Origin of the sequence: Pseudomonas sp. N-137 (assembly GCF_034555295.1) — a bacterium.
Lineage (GTDB): Bacteria > Pseudomonadota > Gammaproteobacteria > Pseudomonadales > Pseudomonadaceae > Aquipseudomonas > Aquipseudomonas rhizophila.
Window position 1 is genome coordinate 991,255 of sequence record NZ_JAXUDQ010000030.1, and the last position, 22,177, is coordinate 1,013,431.

The window sequence follows — 22,177 nt, forward strand, 5'->3', positions numbered from 1 at the left end:
GACCCCCTGAGGGAGTAAGCCTGCTCCCACAATTGGAATGCCTTTGAATGAGCAACCTTGACCCCCTGAGGGAGTAAGGCTGCTCCCACAATTGGAATGCCTTTGAATGAGCAACCTTGACCTCTGAGGGAGTAAGCCTGCTCCCACAATTGGAATGCCTTTGAATGAGCAACCTTGGCCCCCTGTGGGAGCGAGCCTGCTCGCGATAGCGGCCTGTCAGGCAACAAAAAACCCGGAAGCTTGCGCTGTCCGGGTTTTTCATGAGGCAGGCCTCTATCAGCGGTTGAACCGCTCCACCAGCGAATACTGCGTATTGGCGGTGCGGGTCAGTTCTTCGCTCAGTAGCGCCGAGCTGTGGGCCTGGCCCGAGGTCTGGTCGGCCAGTTCCGAGATGTTGCTGATATTGCGGCTGATCTCTTCAGCCACCGAACTCTGCTCTTCGGTAGCGGCAGCGATCTGGGTGGTCATGTCGGTGATGTTGGCCACCGCTTCACTGATCCCCACCAGCGCCGCGTCCGCCTCCATGACCCGAGCCACGCCTTCTTCAGCCTGGCGGTGGCCGGCATCCATGGTCTGCACGGCATTGGTAGCGGTTTGCTGGAGTTTGGCGATCAGGGCGTGGATCTGCCCGGTGGACTCACTGGTACGTTGCGCCAGTTGGCGCACTTCGTCCGCCACCACGGCAAAGCCGCGACCCATCTCACCGGCGCGGGCCGCTTCGATGGCGGCGTTGAGGGCCAGCAGGTTGGTCTGGTCGGCAATGCCTTTGATCACGTCCACCACGCCACCGATCTCGTCGCTGTCCTTGGCCAGCTGGGTCACGGTCTGCCCGGTCTCGCCCACTACCACCGACAAACGTTCGATGGCTTCACGGGTTTCCCCGGCGATGTCGCGTCCACGACTGGTCAGGCGATTGGCTTCCTGGGTGGCGTCGGCGGTGCGTTGCACGTGGCTGGCGACTTCCTGGGTCGTCGCGGCCATCTCGTTGACGGCGGTGGCCACCTGTTCGGTCTCCACTCGCTGGCGTTCCAGCCCACTGGAGCTGTTATGGGCCAGCGAATTCGACTGCCGCGCCTGCTCGTTGAGGTGTTCGGCAGTGTCCTGCAACCGGGTCAGGCAGGTTTTCAGGCGAGCTTCCTGGCTGAGGATCGACATCTCCAGGCGCGCCTGGACGCCTCGACTGTCGGTGTACATCCGGGCGATCAACGGATCGGAGGTGGTTTGCTCGGCCAGACGCAGCAGGCGCTTGATCCCGCGCTGTTGCCATTGCAGGCCCATCAGGCCCAGGGGCACCGAGAGCACGGCAGCCAGGGCAAAGCCCCAGGAGGAATTGAGAAACGCACCAACGACGAAGCTCAACTGGCTGACCAGGATAAACGGCAGCCAGTCCTGCAGGATCGGCAACCATTTGTCGCTGCGCGGGATCGCCGGCTTGCCCTGATTGATGCGTTGATAGAGCGCTTCGGCCCGGCTGATCTGCTCGGCGCTGGGCTTGACCCGCACCGACTCGTAGCCGATCACCTGGTTACCTTCGAACACGGGGGTGACATAGGCGTTGACCCAGTAATGGTCACCGCTCTTGCAGCGATTCTTGACGATGCCCATCCATGGCAAGCCTTGTTTGAGCGTGTTCCACATATGGGCGAACACGGCCGACGGCACATCGGGATGGCGTACCAGGTTGTGGGGCGAGCGGATCAGTTCCTCCTTGGAAAACCCGCTGATTTCAACGAACGCGTCGTTGCAATAGGTGATCACACCTTTGGCATCGGTAGTGGAAATCAGACGTTGTTGGGCCGGGAAGGTCCTTTCGCGTTGTGTGACGGGCTGGTTGTTACGCATGGTGTGTAGATCCGCAAGGCTTTGAAAGGTTGTCGGCGCCGTCAGGTTTTATTGAAGTTATTTTTCCGGTCGGTATCACGCCAACATCGGGTAGGTAAATAGGGCGAAATGAAGCAGATTGAGGCCAAAGTGGGCGGCAATCGCCGCGCCCAGCCCACCAAAGCGATAAGCCAGGCCATAACCGACCCCCGCCATGCCCGACAGCAACACCCATTGCCATCCCGCCCCGGCATGCACCAGGCCGAACAGCAGTGAGGCCAGGATTAATGCCAGATTGTCGCCATAGTTCAGATGTTTGAAGCGTCGGCTCAGGCCACCCTGAATGTAGCCACGAAACAGCGCTTCCTCCACCAACGTCACCAATAAAAGATTATTGAGTACCCATATCCAGGCCGACTCCGGCCACTTCGGTGCCCAATGGATCATTCCCAGCAGCATCGCCCCGCCCAGCGCCAGCACGGCGCTCAGGGTCAGCCCCAGGGCCGTGGCCTGTAGCGACAGGCGAAACGAGCGCCTGCCGACGATCCAGGGACACGCCAGCAGTAACCAGAAGCCGATCAGTGGCTTGTCCTGGTTCAGGTACATGGCAAACGGCACGGCATCGTCGGTAAAACGTTGCGGCGCGATTGCCCGGCCATTGAAAAAACCCGGCATCCAGTGCAAGGCCAACGCCAGGGCCATCACCACAAACAGGGCGTGGCCGAGAAACTGCCCGACCGGTGTCTGCTGCTGGCGCACCGCATACCCGGCGAACAGCAGCAGCGCGACCGAGATCGCAGCAGTCCAGGCCAGATGGCCGAAGGCCAGGGCCAAGGCATAGCCGACGGAAAGGAAGGCCAGGTATGGCCAGGGCAGGGCAGGCATATCACATCCTTTGAGACTGAAGAACCGTTTGTGGCGATGGTGATGGCAGGACCGGCGGGATTATAGGCAGACCCATACGAAAACACCGCCTATTAACAGGCGGTGTTTTCGTAAGACGCTTCTTTTTATTCTGAAATCAATTGCCGTAGGACGTAGTGCAAAATCCCCCCAGCCTTGAAATATTCCACTTCATTCAAGGTGTCGATCCGGCACAACACTTCAATCCGCTCCTGGCGGCCGTCCTCGCGGGTGATGATCAGTGGCAGGTTCATGCGTGGCGTCAGTTCGACGTCGCTCAGGCCCAGGATGTCCAGGGTTTCCTTGCCGGTGAGGTTCAGGCTCTTGCGATTCTGATCGAGCTTGAACTGCAACGGCAGCACGCCCATGCCCACCAGGTTGGAGCGATGGATGCGCTCGAAGCTCTCGGCGATCACCGCTTTGACCCCCAACAGATTGGTGCCCTTGGCGGCCCAGTCCCGACTCGAGCCGGTGCCATATTCCTGTCCGGCGATCACCACCAGGGGCGTGCCCATGGCCTGATACGACATGGCGGCGTCGTAGATCGGCATTTTCTCGCCACTGGGGATGTAGATCGTATTGCCGCCTTCTTCGCCGCCGAGCATTTCGTTGCGGATCCGGATATTGGCGAAGGTGCCGCGCATCATGACCTGATGGTTGCCGCGTCTTGAACCGTAGGAGTTGAAGTCCCGGGGCTCCACGCCCTGTTCGCGCAGATAACGGCCGGCCGGGCTGTCGGTCTTGATATTGCCGGCCGGAGAGATGTGGTCGGTGGTCACCGAGTCGCCGAGCAAAGCCAGGATTCGTGCGCCTTCGACATTGTTGATGGCCGGTGGCGGCCCACTGATGTTCTCGAAGAACGGCGGGTGCTGGATGTAGGTTGAGTCCGATTGCCAGACGTAAGTCGCGGCTTGCGGCACCTCGATAGCCTGCCATTGCTCATCACCGGCAAACACGGCGGCGTATTCCTTGTGGAACATGCTGGTGTTGACCTGGGCCACCGCGTTGGCGACTTCCTGGCTGCTGGGCCAGATATCGCGCAGGTACACCGGGTTGCCGTCGCGGTCGTTGCCCAGCGGTTCACTGCTGATGTCGATGCGCACCGTGCCGGCCAGGGCATAGGCGACCACCAGGGGCGGTGACGCCAGCCAGTTGGTTTTTACCAACGGGTGCACGCGGCCTTCGAAGTTACGATTACCCGACAGCACCGAGGCCACCGTCAGGTCGGCGCTCTGGATGGCTTTTTCGATCGGCTCGGGCAACGGCCCCGAGTTGCCGATACAGGTCGTGCAACCGTAACCCACCAGATCGAAACCCAGTTTGTCCAGGTACTCGGTCAGCCCGGCGGCCTTGTAGTAATCGGTGACCACCTTCGAACCTGGTGCCAGGGAACTCTTGACCCACGGCTTACGGGTCAGGCCTTTCTCCACGGCTTTTTTCGCCAGCAGCCCGGCGGCCATCATCACGCTGGGGTTGGAGGTGTTGGTGCAAGAGGTAATGGCCGCAATCACCACTGCGCCGTTTTTCAGGCGATGGGTCCGGCCCTCGAACTCGTATTCGCTTTCCCCCACCTGATCGGCGTTGCCTACCGCGACCCCACCGCCGCCTTCGCTTTCCAGGCGGCCTTCTTCCTTGCTGGTGGGTTTGACGTTCAGGCCCAGGAAGTCGCTGAAAGCCTGGCCGACATTCGGCAGTGAGACCCGGTCTTGAGGACGCTTGGGCCCGGCGAGACTGGCCTCGACACTCCCCATGTCCAGTTCCAGCGTGTCGGTGAATACCGGTTCCTGGCCGGGCAGCCGCCACAGGCCCTGAGCCTTGCAGTAGGCTTCCACCAGCTTCACGGTTTCGGTCGGACGTCCGGACAGGCGCAGGTAGTCCAGGGTCACGTCGTCCACCGGGAAGAAACCGCAGGTGGCGCCGTATTCCGGGGCCATGTTGGCGATGGTGGCGCGGTCGGCCAGCGGCAGGTCGGCAAGGCCGTCGCCATAGAACTCGACGAATTTGCCCACCACACCTTTCTTGCGCAGCATTTGGGTGACCGTCAGCACCAGGTCGGTGGCGGTGATGCCTTCGCGCAGCTTGCCGATGAGTTTGAAACCGATGACTTCTGGAATCAGCATCGACACCGGCTGGCCGAGCATGGCCGCTTCGGCCTCAATCCCGCCGACGCCCCAGCCCAGTACACCGAGGCCGTTGATCATGGTGGTGTGGGAATCGGTGCCCACCAAGGTGTCCGGGAACGCATAGGTCCGTCCGTCTTCCTCTTTGGTCCACACGGTGCGGCCCAGGTATTCGAGGTTGACCTGGTGGCAGATGCCGGTGCCCGGCGGCACCACGCTAAAATTGTCGAAGGCGCTCTGGCCCCAACGCAGGAAGGCGTAGCGCTCTCCGTTGCGCTGCATTTCGATGTCGACGTTCTGTTCGAACGCCTGGCTGCTGGCGAAATTGTCCACCATCACCGAGTGGTCGATCACCAGGTCCACGGGTGACAGCGGGTTGATCCGCTGCGGATCGCCACCGGCCTTTTCCATGGCGGCGCGCATGGCGGCCAGATCGACCACGGCCGGGACGCCGGTGAAGTCTTGCATCAGTACCCGAGCAGGACGGTATTGAATTTCCCGGTCGGAACGACGCTCCTTCAGCCAGCCGGCGAGGGCCTTGAGATCGGTGCCGGTGACCGTTTTTTCATCTTCCCAGCGCAGCAGGTTCTCCAGCAGCACTTTGAGGGACATGGGCAACCGGTCCAGGTCTCCCAGGCTTCGGGCAGCGTCGGGCAGGCTGAAATAGTGGTAAATCCTGGCGTCGACTTGCAGCGTTTTAAGGGTTTTCAGGCTATCGAGGGACGGCATTGAAATGACTCCTTTGAGTCCGCACGGCTACGGACTGACGGGACGGACAGAGCCTTTAACCTAGCCCTGTTTTGAGCGTATGACTAATCACTGGACTCTACGAGCGGGTTTGGGGTTCCGAACTCCGCTATCATGCGCCGGTTTTCGTGACAGGCTTTGCTACGGAGTTTCAATGAACACGCTTTTCATGCACTGCCGACCAGGCTTCGAAGGCGAGGTCTGTTCCGAGATCGCCGAACACGCCGCACGGCTGAACGTGGCCGGCTACGCCAAGGCCAAGCCGGCCAGCGCCTGCGCCGAATTTGTCTGTACCGAAGACGACGGCGCCGAGCGACTGATGCGCGGCCAGCGTTTCGCCGAGCTGATTTTTCCGCGCCAGTGGGCGCGTGGCAGCTTCATCGATCTGCCGGAAACCGACCGCATCAGTGTCATCCTGGCCCACATGAGCGCCTTCCCGACCTGCGGCAGCTTGTGGCTGGAGGTGGTGGACACCAATGACGGTAAAGAGCTGTCGAACTTCTGCAAGAAATTCGAAGGGCCGCTGCGCAAGGCGCTGACCGGCGCCGGCAAACTGGTGGATGACCCGTACAAGCCACGCCTGCTGTTGACCTTCAAGAGCGGTCGCGAAGTATTCCTGGGCCTGGCGCAGGCCGATAATTCGGCCATGTGGCCGATGGGCATTCCACGCCTGAAATTTCCTCGGGAGGCGCCGAGCCGGTCCACCCTCAAGCTTGAAGAGGCCTGGCACCACTTTATTCCTCGGGATCAGTGGGACGAGCGCCTGCACAGCGACATGACCGGTGTGGACCTAGGCGCCGCGCCGGGCGGCTGGACCTGGCAACTGGTCAACCGCGGCATGCTGGTGACGGCCATCGACAACGGGCCGATGGCCGAAAGCCTGATGGACACTGGCCTGGTGCAGCATCTGATGGCGGACGGCTTTACGTTCAAGCCCAAGCAGCCGGTGGACTGGATGGTCTGCGACATCGTCGAGAAGCCGGCGCGTAATGCGGCGATGCTGGAAGAGTGGATCGGCGAAGGGCACTGCCGCGAGGCGGTGGTCAACCTCAAGCTGCCGATGAAGCAGCGTTACGCCGAAGTGAAGCGCCTGCTCGAACGTATCGCCGACGGCTTCAAGGCCCGGGGCATCAAGGTCGAGATCGGCTGCAAGCAGCTGTACCACGACCGTGAGGAAGTGACGTGCCATCTGCGGCGGCTGGACGCCAAAAAGCCCAAGTCCCGCTAGCGCTTGAAAGGCAATGAAATCCCTGTGGGAGCGAGCCTGCTCGCGATATCGGTGCATCAGTGGACATCGATGTTGGGTGGCCCGACGCTATCGCGAGCAGGCTCGCTCCCACAGGGGGCGGTGTTAAGCCAGAGGTGACCTTACACCGACATTGCGCGACAATGCCCGCCAGTTTCAGGAGTAGAACATGAGTGAAATGAACGATACACCGGTCGACGGTACGCTGGATGCCTCCGGCCTCAATTGCCCGGAGCCGGTGATGATGCTGCACCAGCACATCCGCGACCTGATGCCCGGCGGGCTGTTGAAGGTGATTGCCACCGACCCCTCGACCCGTCGCGACATTCCCAAGTTCTGTGTGTTCCTCGACCACGAACTGGTGGCTCAGGACGAGGTCGATGGCACCTACCGCTACTGGATCCGCAAAAAGCTCGCTTAGTCCGCCGAACGACTGATGCGGATCTGCTTGCGTGCGCTGCGTGTCAGGCGGATCGACAGCATCAGCGCTGCGCAGCTCAAGCCCACGATCAGGCCCTGCCACAACCCGCTCGGACCGCTGGCGGTGCCGAGCCAGTCGGTCAGGCCCAGGATGTAACCCACGGGCAGGCCAATGCCCCAGTAGGCGAACAGCGTCAGGATCATCGTCACCCGGGTGTCCTGGTAGCCGCGCAACGCGCCCGCCGCCGTGACCTGGATCGCGTCGGAAAACTGAAACAACGCCGCATAGATGATCAACATCGACGCCACTTCGATCACCACCGGATCGCCGGTATAGATCGCCGCGATGGGCCCGCGCAGCCAGAACATCAGGCTCGCCGACAGGCAGGCATACGCCAGCGCCGTACCCATGCCGACTCCGGCGGCGAAGCGCGCTTCGCGCGGCTGGCGCCGGCCCAGGGCCTGGCCGACCCGCACCGTCACAGCCATGCCCAACGAATAGGGAATCATGAACACCAGAGAGCTGAAGTTCAGGGCGATCTGGTGCCCGGCCACCACGGTGGCGCCGAGGCTGCCGATCAGCAGGGCAATCACTGCAAAAATGCTCGATTCGGCAAATACCGCGATGCCAATCGGCAGGCCGATACCCAGCAGGCGCTTGATGACGGTCCATTGTGGCCAGTCGAAGCGGTTGAATAGCCGGCTCGACTGGTAGGCCGGCGCCCAGCGCGCCCAACCGGCCATGCCCAGGGCCATGAACCACATCACCAGGGCCGTGGCCCAGCCGCAACCGACACCGCCCATGGCGGGCAGGCCCAGATGCCCGTAAATGAAGATGTAATTGAGCGGAATGTTCAGCGCCAGCCCGCACAAACCCAGGACCATCGCCGGTCGCGTTCGGCCCAGGCCGTCGCTGAAGCAGCGAAGCACGTGATACAGCGCCACCGCCGGCAGGCCGGTGGCGATGCCTTGCAGGTACTCCATGCAAGGACCGATCAGTTCGGGGTCCACGTTCATGATGTGCAGGATCGGTTCGGCGCCGAGCAGCGCCAGCGTGGCAATCAACCCCACCACCAGCGCCAGCCACAACGCCTGGCGCACCAGCGGACCAATCTCGTCGAACGTGCCGGCGCCGAAGCGCTGGGCGACTTTCGGCGTGGTGGCCAACAGTGTGCCGGTCATCAACAGGAACACCGGCACCCAGATCGAATTGCCCAGTGCCACCGCCGCCAGGTCCCGTGGTCCGACCCGGCCGGCCATCACCGCGTCGACAAAGCCCATGGCAGTGGTCGCCAGCTGCGCCACCATGATCGGCAATGCCAGGGCCAGCAGCGTCTTGAGCTCCAGGCGAACCCGGGCCGGGCGGGAGAGGGTGGTGGCGTGGTCGATCACAGGATTCACAGGCGAAACGTCCGAAAAAATAAGCGCGAGGCGGCGCATTCTACGCCTTGACACAGTGGTCAGGAAAAAACCTGTGTTGTGGATTTGTAATCGTTTAGCTGGCTTGCGAATACCTTGTGGCGAGGGGATTTATCCCCGCTCGACTGCGCAGCAGTCGCAAAGTCGTTGGGGGGCTGCGCACCCAGCGGGGATAAATCCCCTCGCCACAACATCATTTGCTTCGGGTAATGCACAGGCCTAACGGAACGCCTACACTGCCCATCCCGCCAAAGGAGCTCTGCCATGCTGATCGTCGCCGACGAAAATATTCCCCTGCTCGATGCGTTTTTCCAAGGGTTTGGCGAGATCCGCCGGGTCCCGGGCCGAGGGATTGACCGGACAATGGTCGAGCAGGCCGATGTGTTGCTGGTGCGCTCCGTCACCCAGGTCAACCGCACGCTGCTGGAAGGCAGCAAGGTGAAGTTCGTCGGCACCTGCACCATCGGCACCGATCACCTGGATCTGGATTATTTCGCCGAGGCCGGTATTCGTTGGGCCAGCGCACCGGGTTGCAACGCCCGTGGCGTGGTGGACTACGTGCTGGGCAGCCTGATGACCCTGGCTGAAATCGAAGGCGCGGACCTCAAGCAACGCACCTTTGGCGTGGTCGGTGCCGGGCAGGTGGGCGGGCGGTTGGTTGAGGTGCTCAAGGGCCTGGGTTGGACGGTGAAAGTCTGCGATCCACCCCGTCAGGCTGCCGAAGGCGGCGACTACGTGAGTCTGGAACAGATCATCGAGCAGTGCGATGTGATCAGCCTGCACACACCGTTGACTCGCGACGGAGCGCAACCGACCTGGCACCTGTTCGATGAGCAGCGCCTGCGCCGGCTCCAGCCCGGTACCTGGCTGATCAACGCAGCCCGTGGACCGGTGATCGACAACACGGCGCTGCGCGAGGTGTTGCTGGAACGCGAAGACCTGCAAGCGGTGCTGGATGTCTGGGAGCATGAGCCGAGCGTGGATGCGGATCTGGCCGACCTGTGCGTGATCGCCACCCCGCACATTGCCGGCTACAGCCTCGATGGTCGCCAGCGTGGTACGGCGCAGATCTACGAATCCTTGTGCGCATTCCTCGAGCAACCGGTTGCGGTCCGGTTGAGCGATCTGCTGCCCCGGCCATGGCTGGGCGGCATCACGCTGGACGCTGACACTGATCCGGCCTGGGCGCTGGCGATGTTGTGCCGTGGCGTGTATGACCCACGTCGTGACGACGCGGATTTTCGTCGCAGCCTGGTGGGAACGGTCAGCGACCAACGCAGCGCTTTCGATGCCCTGCGCAAGCATTATCCGCCGCGTCGGGAGATCGACAGCCTGAAGGTTCGCATCGAGGGGCAGTCGCCGGCGTTGCAACAGATCGTGAGCGCTCTGGGCGCCACCAGTCTTTAATCGTGGATCGCTTTTGTGGCGAGGGAGCTTGCTCCCGCTGGACTGCGAAGCAGGCCCAAAACCTGGCGTCTGCTGCGCAGCCGAGCGGGAGCAAGCTCCCTCGCCACAAGAGCCAACCCACAAGCGCCAGGTCACAGGAGCCCGCAAAGGCTGCGGGCATAAAAAACCCGACATCATGGTCGGGTTCAATGAAGACGGGCTGTATCACTTTTGTTCGGCAGGCTTGACCAGTCGTTTTTCCAGCTCGCTGCAGGCTTTCTGGATCATGTCTTCGGTGATCGGTACTTCGCGCCCTTGGGCGTCGATGAACGAGCAGCCCAGAGACTGGTCCGGTTGCGTGCGGATCACTTGAATCTTGTCGTCGCTGCTGTGTTGCAAGGACATGGCCTGTCTCCTCATCAGGTTGTGTGCCTATTTTAGTGTCGCCAGGTGACCGAGCCATGACACTCCTTGTAGGTTCATGGCGACAGCTCCACTCAATCAGAAACACGGTCGCGTTTCCAGCCAGACTTTAGACCGATAACATCTAGCCTCTAGTCGCTACGGTCATATTTAACCTGACTCATTCTGATTCAACCAAGTTCCGCTGCGCTTCGGTGTCGCCGGGCGGTCCATTTCCTGCTGCATTATCGGATGCTTCTGATGCTCTCTTCCCAACAACGCCGTGCCATACGCCTGGCCAGTGGCTTCATTGCTCCTTATCGCAAGCAGGTTGCTGGCGCCTTATTGGCCCTTATCGTCACCGCCGCAATCACCTTGTCCATGGGGCAAGGCATCCGGTTGCTGGTGGACCAGGGCTTCATGACGCGCTCCCCGCACCTGCTCAACCAGTCCATTGGCCTGTTCATGGTGCTTGTAGTGGGATTGGCGATCGGCACTTTTTCCCGTTTCTACCTGGTGTCCTGGATTGGCGAACGAGTGGTGGCCGATATCCGCCGGCAGGTCTTCAACCATCTGGTGTACCTGCACCCGGGCTTTTACGAAAACAACCGCAGCTCGGAAATCCAGTCGCGCCTGACCGCCGATACGACCTTGTTGCAGTCAGTGATCGGCTCGTCGTTGTCGCTATTCTTGCGTAACGCCTTGATGGTGGTCGGCGGCATTGTGTTGTTGTTCATCACCAACCCCAAACTCACCAGTATCGTGGTGATCGCGCTGCCGTTGGTCTTGGCGCCGATCCTGATATTCGGGCGGCGGGTGCGCAGCCTGTCACGCCAGAGCCAGGACCGCATTGCCGATGTCGGTAGCTACGTCTCCGAGACCCTCGGCCAGATCAAAACCGTGCAGGCCTACAACCATCAGGTCCAGGATGAACGGCGCTTTGCCGTGACCGTGGAGCAGGCCTTCGACACCGCCCGCAAGCGCATCGCCCAGCGGGCCTGGCTGATCACACTGGTGATCGTGCTGGTGCTGGGGGCGGTGGGGGTGATGCTCTGGGTCGGGGGCATGGATGTGATCGCCGGACGGATTTCCGGGGGTGAGCTGGCGGCGTTTGTGTTCTACAGCCTGATCGTCGGCAGCGCCTTCGGCACCCTGAGCGAAGTCATCGGCGAGTTGCAGCGGGCGGCTGGTGCGGCTGAGCGCATTGCCGAATTGCTGCGCTCGGAAAACATCATCCAGCCGCCGGTTTCTGGCCTGGTGACTCTGCCTGAGCGGGTACGGGGTGATTTGCGTCTCGAAGGCGTGCGCTTCTCTTATCCGTCCCGGCCAGACAGCTATGCGGTCGACGGCCTGGACCTGAGCGTCCAGGCTGGCGAGACCCTGGCCCTGGTCGGGCCGTCCGGTGCCGGGAAATCCACGGTGTATGACTTGCTCCTGCGCTTCTACGACCCGGCGCAAGGGCGGATTCTCATCGATGATGTGCCGCTGACCCAGCTCGATCCACTGGACCTGCGTCGCCATTTCGCCCTGGTTTCGCAGAACCCGGCGCTGTTTTTCGGCACGGTTGAAGAGAACATCCGCTACGGCAATCCCGAGGCGACGTCCGAGCAGGTGCGCGAAGCCGCGCAGATTGCCCATGCCCACGATTTCATCGAAAAAATGCCGGAGGGTTACCAGACCCACCTGGGTGACGGCGGTCTGGGGTTATCCGGCGGTCAACGCCAGCGTCTGGCCATCGCCCGAGCGCTGTTGGTGGACGCACCGATCCTGCTATTGGACGAAGCCACCAGCGCCCTCGACGCGCAAAGCGAACACTTGATCCAGCAAGCGCTGCCCAGCCTGATGAAAAATCGCACCACCCTGGTCATCGCCCACCGCCTGGCCACGGTGAAAAATGCCGACCGGATCGCGGTGATGGACCAGGGCAAAGTAGTCGCCGTGGGCACCCATCAGGAACTGGTGGCCAGTAACGCGTTGTATGCGCGATTGGCAGCGTTGCAGTTCAATCAGCAGGGTGATTCTGTTCCGTGAGCCTGCCGAGCCGAAACCAATGTGGGAGCGAGCCTGCTCGCGATAGGGGCAGATAGGCAACCATGAGGTCGACTGTCACACCGCTATCGCGAGCAGGCTCGCTCCCACAGGGTCTGCAACCGAGCAAAAAAATGCCCGCATCGAAAGATGCGGGCATTTTTTCAGGAACAACTTGCCGCTTGAAGCCTATGGCTTGCTGCTGCCCACTCACTGATCATCAAAATAGCGCTCATGCCAGTCCACCAGCGGTTGCGGCGAGTTGAGTTTCTGGCCGTAGATCACCGAGTACGACAACACGTTCTGTACGTATTGCCGGGTTTCGTCGAAGGGGATGCTTTCGACCCAGACATCGAAGCTCAGGTGGTCGGCACCGCGCAGCCACTGGCGCACCCGACCAGGGCCGGCGTTGTAGGCGGCGGAGGCCAGGACGCGGTTGCCGTTGAACTGGCTGTGAACCTGGCTCAGGTACGCCGCGCCCAGCTGGATGTTCTTGTCCGGGTTCAGCACTTGCTTGGGCGAGGCCAGCGGGATGTTGAACTTGCGTGCGGTTTCCTTGGCGGTGGCCGGCATCAACTGCATCAGGCCGCTGGCGCCAACACCGGAGCGCGCATCTTCCATGAAGGCACTTTCCTGTCGAGTGATGGCGAACACCCAGCTTGAATGCAGGCCGCGAACCTTGGCTTCACGCACCAGGGTGTCGCGGTAGGCCATTGGGAAGCGAATATCCAGGTCATCCCAATACTTGGCCTGGCTGATGGTGCGGATCGCCGGGAAGTACCATTTCAGGTCGTAGGCCAGTTTCGCCTGGGCGACCATCTCGTCCCGGTTGAAGTGGCGAGTGACGTGATACCACTCGCGGCGACCGTCGACGATCTGACCCCGGGCATGAAACTCCAGGGCCCGACGAATACCCGGTGTGTTGCGCACTTTATTGATCAGCGCCTGGCTCATCACCAGCGGCTTGTTGTTGAGCGAATAGGGCGATTGAGAACGATCGGCGGCCAGGAAACCGTAGAAGTCCCGCTCACGGGCCAGATGCTTGTAAAGCGTCAGCGCCTCGGGATTCTGAGGCTGCGCCAGCTCCAGGCTGCGGGCCTGCCAGTAACGCCAGCGACTGGTGCTGGCCAGCGTCTCGGGCAGGCGGCGGGTCAACTCATAGGCGTCGTCCCAGCGGGCCAGGCGCAACAGCAGGCGCAAGCGCCATTCCGAGACGGTATCGTCGCGCAGTTCCGGGTCATATTTTGTCATCACGCCCAAGGCGCGACTGTCGAAACGCTTGGCCAGGGTCAGGCCAATTTCCCGGGCGATGGCGACTTTCTCAGGCTTGGAAAAATGCATGGTGCTGGCGTAGCCGTCCAACAGCGCCATGGCTTTCTCTGGATCCTGACGGGCCAGGCGCCGCAAGCCGAGGCTGACGATATCGGCCATCGGCTCATCGGCCGGGCGGAAACGCGATGGCTGATTGAGCAGTTCCGGTTTTTGCGCCACGTCTATCAGCAGTTGGCCGCGAGGGGCGAGGGTGCTCAGGCCGCTGATCAGGCTTTTAGCCAGTGGATAATTGCGGGCCTGGGCGGCCAGTTTGGCGCGCTCCCAGCGCTTCTGTTCAGTCAGTTGACCCTGGGTCGCCCACAGGCCGAACAGCGCATCACACGCGGCCGGTTGGGATTTGCCGGTGAGCCAAAGCTTTTCGGTGTTGGCGTAGCCTTCGGCCTTTAGGCCATGACTGAGCTGATACTGGGCGTTGAGGCAGTCCAGTTCGGTGAAGTTGAGCTTGGGGTCGTAGTACTTGACGAAGGTCGCCCAATCGCCACGGTCGGCCAGCCAGCGCAACCAGCGCAGCTTCATCCAGTTGGCCTGGGGCAGGTCGCCATGTTCGGCGAGAAATTTCTCGATTTCGGCATTACTGGCGCTCTTGAGGCGAGCGGTCAGTTCGTCGTAGGCCAGGTAGGGTTCCAGCGGATAGTCACGCAGGGCCTGGCTGTAGCGAAAATAGGGGCCGGAATCACCTTTGGCCAAGGCACGCTTGGCTTCATCGTAATACTGACGCTGGGTGGAGATATCCACCGCCTGGGCGGTTTGAACGGCAGTGGCACATACAAACAAGCAAGATAAAACACTGAAAAGGCGACTGCGCATGATACGTCCGGGCAGAAAAAAACATGACAAGCCCAAGGTTTGACCCAGGGTAACTGTCTGTAGCTTAGCCTTTTGCCAGCAATGGGCGAAAGCTTTGCGGGGTCATCCGCGCAAGTTCGCAACATTTGTTATGCAGAGTGCTTCGAGGGCGAAATTGGCGGACTTCTGAGGCCTCATCTCAGGTAGAATGCGCGCCCGGTTTTTGGAGAAGCTCATGACCCTGCTCAAATTCAGCGATGTGTCCCTTGCTTTCGGCGCTATGCCGTTGTTGGACAAGGTGTCCTGGCAGATCGCCCGTGGTGAGCGGGTGTGCATCATCGGCCGCAACGGCACTGGCAAGTCCAGCATGATGAAGCTGGTCAAGGGCGATCAGAAGCCCGATGACGGCTCGGTCTGGCGCGCACCAGGCCTGAAAATCGGCGAATTGCCCCAGGAACTGCCGGTGGCCGACGAGCGGACGGTGTTCGACGTGGTCGCCGAAGGCCTGGACGGTGTCGGCGCGCTGCTGGCCGAGTATCACCACCTGAGCCAGAACATCGTCACCGATGCCGACCTGGACAAGTTGATGCATGTGCAGCACGACCTCGAAGCCCGCGATGGCTGGCGCCTGCAGCAGTTGGTGGACAGCACCCTGAGCCGTCTGCAACTGCCGGCCGACAAGACCTTGGCCGAGCTGTCCGGTGGCTGGCGTCGCCGGGTGCTGCTGGCCCAGGCCCTGGTGTCCGAGCCGGACCTGCTGCTGCTCGACGAGCCCACCAACCACCTGGACATCGGCGCCATCGCCTGGCTTGAAGAAGCCCTGAAGGATTTCCAGGGCGCGGTGCTGTTCATCACGCACGACCGTTCTTTCCTGCAAAACCTGGCGACCCGTATCCTCGAACTGGATCGCGGCGGCCTGATCGACTGGAACGGCGACTACGCCAGCTTCCTGGTGCACAAGGAAGCGGCGCTGGCGGCGGAAGAAACCGCGAACGCGCTGTTCGACAAGAAGCTGGCCCAGGAAGAAGTCTGGATTCGCCAGGGTATCAAGGCCCGTCGCACCCGCAACGAAGGCCGTGTACGAGCGCTCAAGGCACTGCGCATGGAACGCAGTGAGCGTCGCGAGCGCACCGGCAAGGCCAATATTCAGCTGGATACCGCTGACAAGTCCGGCAAGCAGGTGATGGTTCTTGAGAACGTGAGTTTTGCGCACCCTGGCGGCCCGTTCCTGATCAAGGACTTTTCCATGGTGCTGCAGCGTGGTGACCGCATTGGTCTGCTGGGCGCCAACGGTACCGGCAAGACCACCTTGCTCAAGCTGATGCTCGGCGGTCTGGTACCGACCAATGGCAAGGTGGAGGAGGGCACGAAGATCGACGTCGCCTACTTCGACCAGTTGCGCCATCAGTTGGACCTTGAAAAAACCGTCATCGACAACGTTGCCGAAGGCCGCGATTTCATCGACATCGATGGCCAGAGCCGCCATGTGTTGAGCTATCTGGGCGACTTCCTGTTCAGCCCTCAACGTGCTCGTACCCCGGTCAAGGCGCTGTCCGGCGGTGAACGTGCCCGTCTGCTGCTGGCCAAACTGTTCAGCAAGCCGGCGAACCTGCTGGTGCTCGACGAACCGACCAACGACCTGGACGTGGAAACCCTCGAGTTGCTGGAAGAGGTGCTGCTGACCTTCAACGGCACTGTGCTGATGGTCAGCCACGACCGGGCATTCCTCGACAACGTGGTGACCAGCACCCTGGTGTTCGAAGGCGAAGGCCTGGTGCGTGAATACGTCGGTGGTTATCAGGACTGGCTGCGCCAGGGCGGCTCGCCGCGCTTGCTGGGCGTGACTGAGAGCAAGTCCGGCAAGGCCGACCTGAATTCGGCGGTGGTCAAGGCCGAGCCTGCTCCGGTGGCTGCGGCACCGGCGGCGGCACCGGCAAAGAAGAAGCTCAGCTACAAGTTGCAGCGCGAGCTGGAAGCATTGCCGGGTGATATCGACGCGAAGGAACAGCAGATCGCAGCGGTGCAAGCCGAAATGGCTGACATTGGCTTCTACCAGCGCCCTGCGGCTGAAACCGCCAAGGTGATCGCGCATCTGGAGCAACTGCAGGCCGAGCTGGATGCGCTGGTCGAGCGCTGGGCTGAACTGGACGCTTGATCCACTGTTGTAAAGAATCCCGGTGCTCAGAGATGAACGCCGGGATTTCTATTTGAAACGCTATTCCTTGTGGGAGCGAGCCTGCTCGCGATAGCGGTGGGTCAGTAATATGGGTATTGGCTGACCCAACGCTATCGCGAGCAGGCTCGCTCCCACAGGTTTAGGTTTTATGTGCGCTTGACCAGATGCACCGCGAGCACATCGCAAGGCGCGCCATGCAGCACGTCGTTGGCTGTAGAGCCCAACAGCAGTGCCAGGCCATGACGGCCATGGCTGCCCACGACGATCAGGTCGCAACCCTGTTCCTTGGCCAGGTGATGGATCTCCTGACGCGGCTGGCCGTAGGTCAGGTGGCTGTATTCCTTTTTCAGGGCGGGGTATTTCACGATCAGCCGGTCAAGGCGTTCCTTGGCTTGATCGAATTGTTGTTGTTGCAACTGGGAAAGGTCCATCGGCACATCACCACCGAAGGCCATGGCCATGGGTTCGACGATGTGAACCAGCGACAGTTTGGTGTCTCGACCTTCGCAAAGGGCCAGAGCACGCTTGACGACGGGATCACATTCTTCAGTGAGGTCGACGGCGACCAGGACGTGTTCGTAGTACATGGAAGGCACTCCAGAGAATTGCGATACGGTAAGTATGGCTGGTTTCAAGCGCATCGACGGCGACGTGGGTCAATCGTCATGGCTCATCAGAATTCGGGGAGTACGAATATGACGGTCTGGATAGTGGTGTCAATCCTGTTGGTGGTATTAAGCCCCCTGGCATGGTTGCGCCCGTCCCGTGTTCAGAGCGGTCGCATGGCGTTGCGCATGGAGGCGCGACGCCTTGGCCTGGCCATGCAACTGGCTCCGCAGGAGTGGCCCCACTGGCTCGGGCAGCAGGCGCCAAACCCCTGCGCCCAGTACCATCGGCCCCGACGGGGCAAGCAGCCGGCTATCTGGACCTACTGGCAAACCGCGCCGGGCGTATGGGTCAATCAGTGGCGCGAAGTCTGCCAGGATGAGTCGTTGCTCAATCATTTCGAAAAATTGCCCGCCAACGTCTACAAAATCGAGGCCGACGGGCAAATGATCGCCTTGTATTGGGGCGAGAAGGGCGAAGCCACTGTGTTGCAGGATATTTGCGCGGTGCTCAAGGCGCTGGCCTGAGGCATAAAAAAGCCCGACAGTCTCATCGGGCGGGTTGGCCAGGCAGGCCGGTAATCAAAACGCCTATCCGGACGTTCGTTCGTAACGTCCTTTGCTCAAAATCTTCAATCGCGCTCCCGACAGAGTAGTCGGTTGAATCCAGCGCGCTTGGAATTAGGGCGACTTTTCTAATTATTGATCCTATGAATGGCTGTACATGCAGCGCCGTGTTGCGGATCCGTGCGGTACGTAAATGACCGGGAAGTCGCGTTCAAGCCCCTGTTTAGGGCGATTGACAATTGTCGGAAATTCCGTGAAGGTGGCGTACCCAAATCAAACGGGCGTATGAATTGAGCGTTTGTATTTTCCGAACGTTCCTACAGAACCCCGACTATCGCGTTGACGGGTGTGCCTGGCGGATTGGCGTAGCATCGGCGGTAAACGTCAATGCCGAACCAGCAGTCAGCGTTCAACGTGTACTGTTCAGCTTCCATATCGTGGAGATCAGTTGATGATTTACGAAGGTAAAGCCATCACGGTTAAGGCTCTTGAAAGTGGCATCGTCGAACTGAAGTTCGATCTCAAGGGTGAGTCCGTCAACAAGTTCAACCGTCTAACCCTGAATGAACTGCGTCAGGCTGTGGACACTATCAAGGCAGATGCTTCGATCAAGGGTGTGATCGTCAGCAGCGGCAAGGACGTCTTCATCGTCGGCGCCGACATCACCGAATTCGTCGATAACTTCAAGCTGCCCGATGCCGAACTGATCGCTGGCAACCTCGAAGCGAACCGTATTTTCAGCGACTTCGAAGACCTCAATGTACCGACCGTCGCGGCCATCAACGGCATCGCCCTGGGTGGCGGCCTTGAGATGTGCCTGGCAGCGGATTACCGCGTCATGTCCAGCACGGCCAAGATCGGCCTGCCGGAAGTCAAGCTGGGCATCTACCCGGGCTTTGGCGGTACCGTGCGTCTGCCGCGCCTGATCGGTGCCGACAACGCCATCGAGTGGATTGCCGCCGGCAAGGAAAACCGTGCAGAAGACGCACTGAAAGTCGGCGCCGTGGATGCCGTGGTCGAGCCTGGCAAACTCCAGGAAGCGGCCCTTGAAACAATCAAGCGCGCCATCAGTGGCGAGTTCGACTACAAGGCCAAGCGCCAGCCGAAGCTGGAAAAGCTCAAGCTCAACGCCATCGAACAAATGATGGCTTTCGAAACCGCCAAGGGTTTCGTCGCAGGTCAAGCAGGCCCGAACTACCCGGCGCCGGTCGAAGCGATCAAGACCATCCAGAAAGCCGCGAACTTCGGTCGCGACAAGGCCCTGGAAGTCGAAGCCGCCGGCTTCGTCAAACTGGCCAAGACCTCGGCTGCACAAAGCCTCATCGGTCTGTTCCTCAATGACCAGGAACTGAAGAAAAAGGCCAAAGCCTACGACGAAATCGCCCGTGACGTGAAGCAGGCCGCCGTACTCGGCGCCGGTATAATGGGTGGCGGTATCGCCTATCAGTCGGCGTCCAAAGGCACGCCGATCCTGATGAAAGACATCAACGAGCACGGTATCGAGCAAGGCCTGGCCGAGGCGGCCAAGCTGCTGGTTGGCCGCGTCGATAAAGGTCGCATGACCGCGGCGAAGATGGCCGAAGTGCTCAACGGCATTCGTCCGACCCTGTCCTACGGCGATTTCGGCCATGTCGACCTGGTGGTCGAAGCCGTTGTCGAGAACCCGAAGGTCAAGCAGGCGGTACTGGCTGAAGTCGAAGACAAGGTCAAAGAGGACACCATCCTCGCTTCGAACACCTCGACCATTTCCATCTCGCTGCTGGCCAAGGCCCTCAAGCGTCCGGAAAACTTCGTCGGCATGCACTTCTTCAACCCAGTGCACATGATGCCGCTGGTGGAAGTGATCCGTGGCGAGAAGTCCAGCGAACTAGCGATCGCCACCACCGTGGCCTACGCCAAGAAAATGGGCAAGAACCCGATCGTCGTCAACGACTGCCCGGGCTTTTTGGTCAACCGCGTACTGTTCCCATACTTCGGCGGTTTCGCCAAGCTGGTCAGCGCCGGTGTGGACTTTGTGCGCATCGACAAGATCATGGAAAAATTCGGCTGGCCAATGGGCCCTGCGTACCTGATGGACGTGGTCGGCATCGACACCGGCCACCATGGTCGTGACGTCATGGCTGAAGGCTTCCCGGACCGCATGAAAGACGACCGCCGGTCGGCCGTCGACGTGCTCTACGAAGCCAAGCGCCTGGGCCAGAAGAACGGCAAGGGCTTCTACGCCTACGAGACCGACAAGCGCGGTAAGCAGAAGAAAGTGGCCGACTCGTCGGTGCTGGAAGTGCTCAAGCCGATCGTCTACGAGCAGCGCGAAGTCACCGACGAGGACATCATCAACTGGATGATGATCCCGCTGTGCCTTGAAACCGTGCGTTGCCTGGAAGACGGCATTGTTGAAACCGCCGCCGAAGCCGACATGGGTCTGGTCTACGGTATCGGTTTCCCTCCATTCCGTGGCGGTGCGCTGCGCTACATCGATTCGATCGGTGTGGCCGAGTTCGTTGCCCTGGCAGACCAGTACGCTGATTTGGGCGCGCTGTACCACCCGACCGCGAAGCTGCGTGAAATGGCCAAGAACGGCCAGAGCTTCTTCGGTTAAGCGCCCAACGACTAGAGCGAGAGAACATTTATGAGCTTGAATCCTAGAGACGTCGTGATTGTCGACTTCGGTCGTACGCCGATGGGCCGCTCCAAGGGCGGCATGCACCGCAACACCCGCGCCGAAGACATGTCGGCGCACCTGATCAGCAAGCTGCTGGAACGTAACGTCAAGGTCGACCCCAACGAAGTCGAAGACGTAATCTGGGGCTGTGTGAACCAGACCCTGGAGCAGGGCTGGAACATCGCCCGCATGGCTTCGCTGATGACCCAGATCCCTCACACCGCGGCCGGACAGACTGTCAGCCGTCTGTGCGGTTCGTCCATGAGCGCGCTGCATACCGCTGCTCAGGCGATCATGACCGGCAACGGTGATGTGTTCGTCGTCGGCGGTGTCGAGCACATGGGCCACGTGAGCATGATGCACGGCGTCGATCCGAACCCGCACATGTCGCTGTACGCGGCAAAAGCCTCGGGCATGATGGGCCTGACCGCGGAAATGCTCGGCAAAATGCACGGCATCACCCGCGAACAGCAGGACGCCTTCGGCGTGCGCTCCCACCAGCTCGCCCACAAGGCGACCGTGGAAGGCAAGTTCAAGGACGAAATCATCCCGATGCAGGGCTATGACGAGAACGGTTTCCTGAAATTGTTCGACTACGACGAAACCATTCGTCCGGAAACCACCCTGGAAAGCCTGGCGGCCCTCAAGCCGGCCTTCAATCCAAAGGGCGGCACCGTGACAGCCGGTACTTCTTCGCAGATCACCGACGGTGCTTCGTGCATGATCGTGATGTCGGCCCAGCGTGCCCAGGACCTGGGCATCCAGCCGATGGCGGTGATTCGTTCGATGGCCGTGGCCGGTGTTGATCCAGCAATCATGGGCTATGGTCCAGTACCGGCGACGCAGAAAGCCTTGAAGCGTGCGGGTCTGAGCATTTCCGATATCGACTTCTTCGAGCTCAACGAAGCTTTCGCCGCACAGGCCCTGCCAGTGCTGAAAGATCTGAAAGTGCTCGACAAGATGAACGAGAAGGTTAACCTGCACGGCGGCGCGATCGCCCTGGGTCACCCGTTCGGTTGCTCCGGTGCGCGTATCTCCGGCACGCTGCTCAACGTCATGAAGCAGAACGGCGGCACCTTTGGGGTGTCCACTATGTGCATTGGCCTTGGCCAGGGCATCGCCACTGTCTTCGAACGCGTCTAAGCGTTACGTCGATGGAAGCCGGGGCCAAGTGCCCCGGTTTTTGTTTTTCCGGGTTTAGAAAAAAAGATTTTGTTTTTATTTAAAAAATATTTGAGCGAGGGCCGAAGCATGCCGATACAACCTGGGCTCTACCAACATTACAAAGGTCCGCAGTACCGCGTATTCAGCATCGCGCGGCATTCCGAGACCGAGGAAGAAGTGGTCTTCTATCAAGCCCTGTATGGCGATTACGGCTTTTGGGTGCGACCGTTGAGCATGTTCCAGGAGTCTGTCGAAGTTGACGGCGAGCAGGTGCCACGCTTTGCTTTGGTGCAGGCCGAAGAGAGCCTTTTTTCCAAGCCTTGAGGCCGATACCGGGGCAACCCTGCGCTTGACCTCACCTTGCAGCCACTATATATAGCGGTGCCGCGTCAG

Annotated in this window: 16 protein-coding genes; 9 read left to right on the forward strand and 7 right to left on the reverse strand. The window is 60.7% G+C overall.

Going from position 1 to position 22,177, the window contains the following annotated elements; genetic code table 11:
• Positions 1 to 276 precede the first annotated feature (276 nt).
• The 3 genes from T3A99_RS25560 to acnA all read right to left on the reverse strand — a co-directional run bounded on the left by T3A99_RS25560 (position 277) and on the right by acnA (position 5,573).
• On the reverse strand, positions 277 to 1,842 hold the full coding sequence (locus T3A99_RS25560; RefSeq protein ID WP_076385612.1) for a methyl-accepting chemotaxis protein: 1,566 nt from the start codon (positions 1,840 to 1,842) through the stop codon (positions 277 to 279).
• 75 nt (positions 1,843 to 1,917) lie between these two features.
• Entirely contained in the window at positions 1,918 to 2,706 is a 789-nt protein-coding gene (locus tag T3A99_RS25565) for a CPBP family intramembrane glutamic endopeptidase (protein ID WP_322834927.1), read from the reverse strand.
• A gap of 125 nt (positions 2,707 to 2,831) precedes the next feature.
• Positions 2,832 to 5,573: an aconitate hydratase AcnA gene (gene acnA / locus T3A99_RS25570; RefSeq protein WP_047227195.1), complete on the reverse strand. Its 2,742-nt coding sequence runs from the start codon at positions 5,571 to 5,573 to the stop codon at positions 2,832 to 2,834.
• 172 nt (positions 5,574 to 5,745) lie between these two features.
• Here acnA and rlmM point away from each other — a divergent pair, with 172 nt between their 5' ends.
• Both rlmM and tusA read left to right on the forward strand, forming a co-directional pair.
• A complete protein-coding gene (rlmM, locus tag T3A99_RS25575) occupies positions 5,746 to 6,819 on the forward strand; it encodes a 23S rRNA (cytidine(2498)-2'-O)-methyltransferase RlmM (protein ID WP_076385610.1) in 1,074 nt (357 codons plus the stop codon).
• A 187-nt stretch (positions 6,820 to 7,006) separates the two neighbouring features.
• A complete protein-coding gene (tusA, locus tag T3A99_RS25580; protein WP_139050714.1) occupies positions 7,007 to 7,258 on the forward strand; it encodes a sulfurtransferase TusA in 252 nt (83 codons plus the stop codon).
• Here tusA and T3A99_RS25585 read toward each other — a convergent pair.
• Positions 7,255 to 8,658 carry an MATE family efflux transporter gene (locus tag T3A99_RS25585; RefSeq protein ID WP_322834928.1) on the reverse strand — a complete coding sequence of 468 codons (1,404 nt, stop codon included), beginning with the start codon at positions 8,656 to 8,658 and terminating at the stop codon, positions 7,255 to 7,257. The genes tusA and T3A99_RS25585 overlap by 4 nt on opposite strands.
• A 282-nt stretch (positions 8,659 to 8,940) precedes the next feature.
• On the opposite strand from T3A99_RS25585, the gene pdxB reads away from it, so the two are divergent.
• Positions 8,941 to 10,083, forward strand: a complete 1,143-nt coding sequence (gene pdxB / locus T3A99_RS25590; RefSeq protein WP_076385608.1) for a 4-phosphoerythronate dehydrogenase PdxB — start codon at positions 8,941 to 8,943, stop codon at positions 10,081 to 10,083.
• Positions 10,084 to 10,287: 204 nt separating this feature from the next.
• Here pdxB and T3A99_RS25595 read toward each other — a convergent pair whose 3' ends face one another.
• The gene (locus T3A99_RS25595) at positions 10,288 to 10,467 is read right to left on the reverse strand and encodes a PA1571 family protein (RefSeq protein ID WP_003199629.1); all 180 of its coding nucleotides are present in this window, start codon (positions 10,465 to 10,467) and stop codon (positions 10,288 to 10,290) included.
• A gap of 249 nt (positions 10,468 to 10,716) precedes the next feature.
• Between T3A99_RS25595 and T3A99_RS25600 the strand changes: the two genes are divergently transcribed.
• On the forward strand, positions 10,717 to 12,495 hold the full coding sequence (locus T3A99_RS25600; RefSeq protein ID WP_160892048.1) for an ABC transporter transmembrane domain-containing protein: 1,779 nt from the start codon (positions 10,717 to 10,719) through the stop codon (positions 12,493 to 12,495).
• A gap of 207 nt (positions 12,496 to 12,702) precedes the next feature.
• Here T3A99_RS25600 and T3A99_RS25605 read toward each other — a convergent pair whose 3' ends face one another.
• On the reverse strand, positions 12,703 to 14,631 hold the full coding sequence (locus T3A99_RS25605) for a transglycosylase SLT domain-containing protein (RefSeq protein ID WP_076385604.1): 1,929 nt from the start codon (positions 14,629 to 14,631) through the stop codon (positions 12,703 to 12,705).
• Between the two features lie 214 nt (positions 14,632 to 14,845).
• Between T3A99_RS25605 and T3A99_RS25610 the strand changes: the two genes are divergently transcribed.
• Complete coding sequence (locus tag T3A99_RS25610) at positions 14,846 to 16,765, forward strand: ATP-binding cassette domain-containing protein (RefSeq protein ID WP_076385602.1); 1,920 nt, start codon at positions 14,846 to 14,848, stop codon at positions 16,763 to 16,765.
• Positions 16,766 to 16,932: 167 nt separating this feature from the next.
• Here the strand turns inward: T3A99_RS25610 and T3A99_RS25615 are convergent, their stop codons facing one another.
• Positions 16,933 to 17,373 carry a universal stress protein gene (locus tag T3A99_RS25615; protein ID WP_047227202.1) on the reverse strand — a complete coding sequence of 147 codons (441 nt, stop codon included), beginning with the start codon at positions 17,371 to 17,373 and terminating at the stop codon, positions 16,933 to 16,935.
• A 108-nt stretch (positions 17,374 to 17,481) separates the two neighbouring features.
• Between T3A99_RS25615 and T3A99_RS25620 the strand changes: the two genes are divergently transcribed.
• The 4 genes from T3A99_RS25620 to T3A99_RS25635 all read left to right on the forward strand — a co-directional run bounded on the left by T3A99_RS25620 (position 17,482) and on the right by T3A99_RS25635 (position 22,108).
• Complete coding sequence (locus T3A99_RS25620) at positions 17,482 to 17,919, forward strand: hypothetical protein (protein WP_047227203.1); 438 nt, start codon at positions 17,482 to 17,484, stop codon at positions 17,917 to 17,919.
• A gap of 490 nt (positions 17,920 to 18,409) precedes the next feature.
• Positions 18,410 to 20,557, forward strand: a complete 2,148-nt coding sequence (fadB, locus tag T3A99_RS25625) for a fatty acid oxidation complex subunit alpha FadB (RefSeq protein ID WP_047227204.1) — start codon at positions 18,410 to 18,412, stop codon at positions 20,555 to 20,557.
• A 30-nt stretch (positions 20,558 to 20,587) separates the two neighbouring features.
• Positions 20,588 to 21,763 (forward strand): acetyl-CoA C-acyltransferase FadA, encoded by a 1,176-nt coding sequence (gene fadA / locus T3A99_RS25630; RefSeq protein ID WP_025212747.1) that lies wholly within the window; start codon positions 20,588 to 20,590, stop codon positions 21,761 to 21,763.
• Between the two features lie 108 nt (positions 21,764 to 21,871).
• Entirely contained in the window at positions 21,872 to 22,108 is a 237-nt protein-coding gene (locus T3A99_RS25635) for a DUF1653 domain-containing protein (protein WP_047227205.1), read from the forward strand.
• Positions 22,109 to 22,177: the final 69 nt, after the last annotated feature.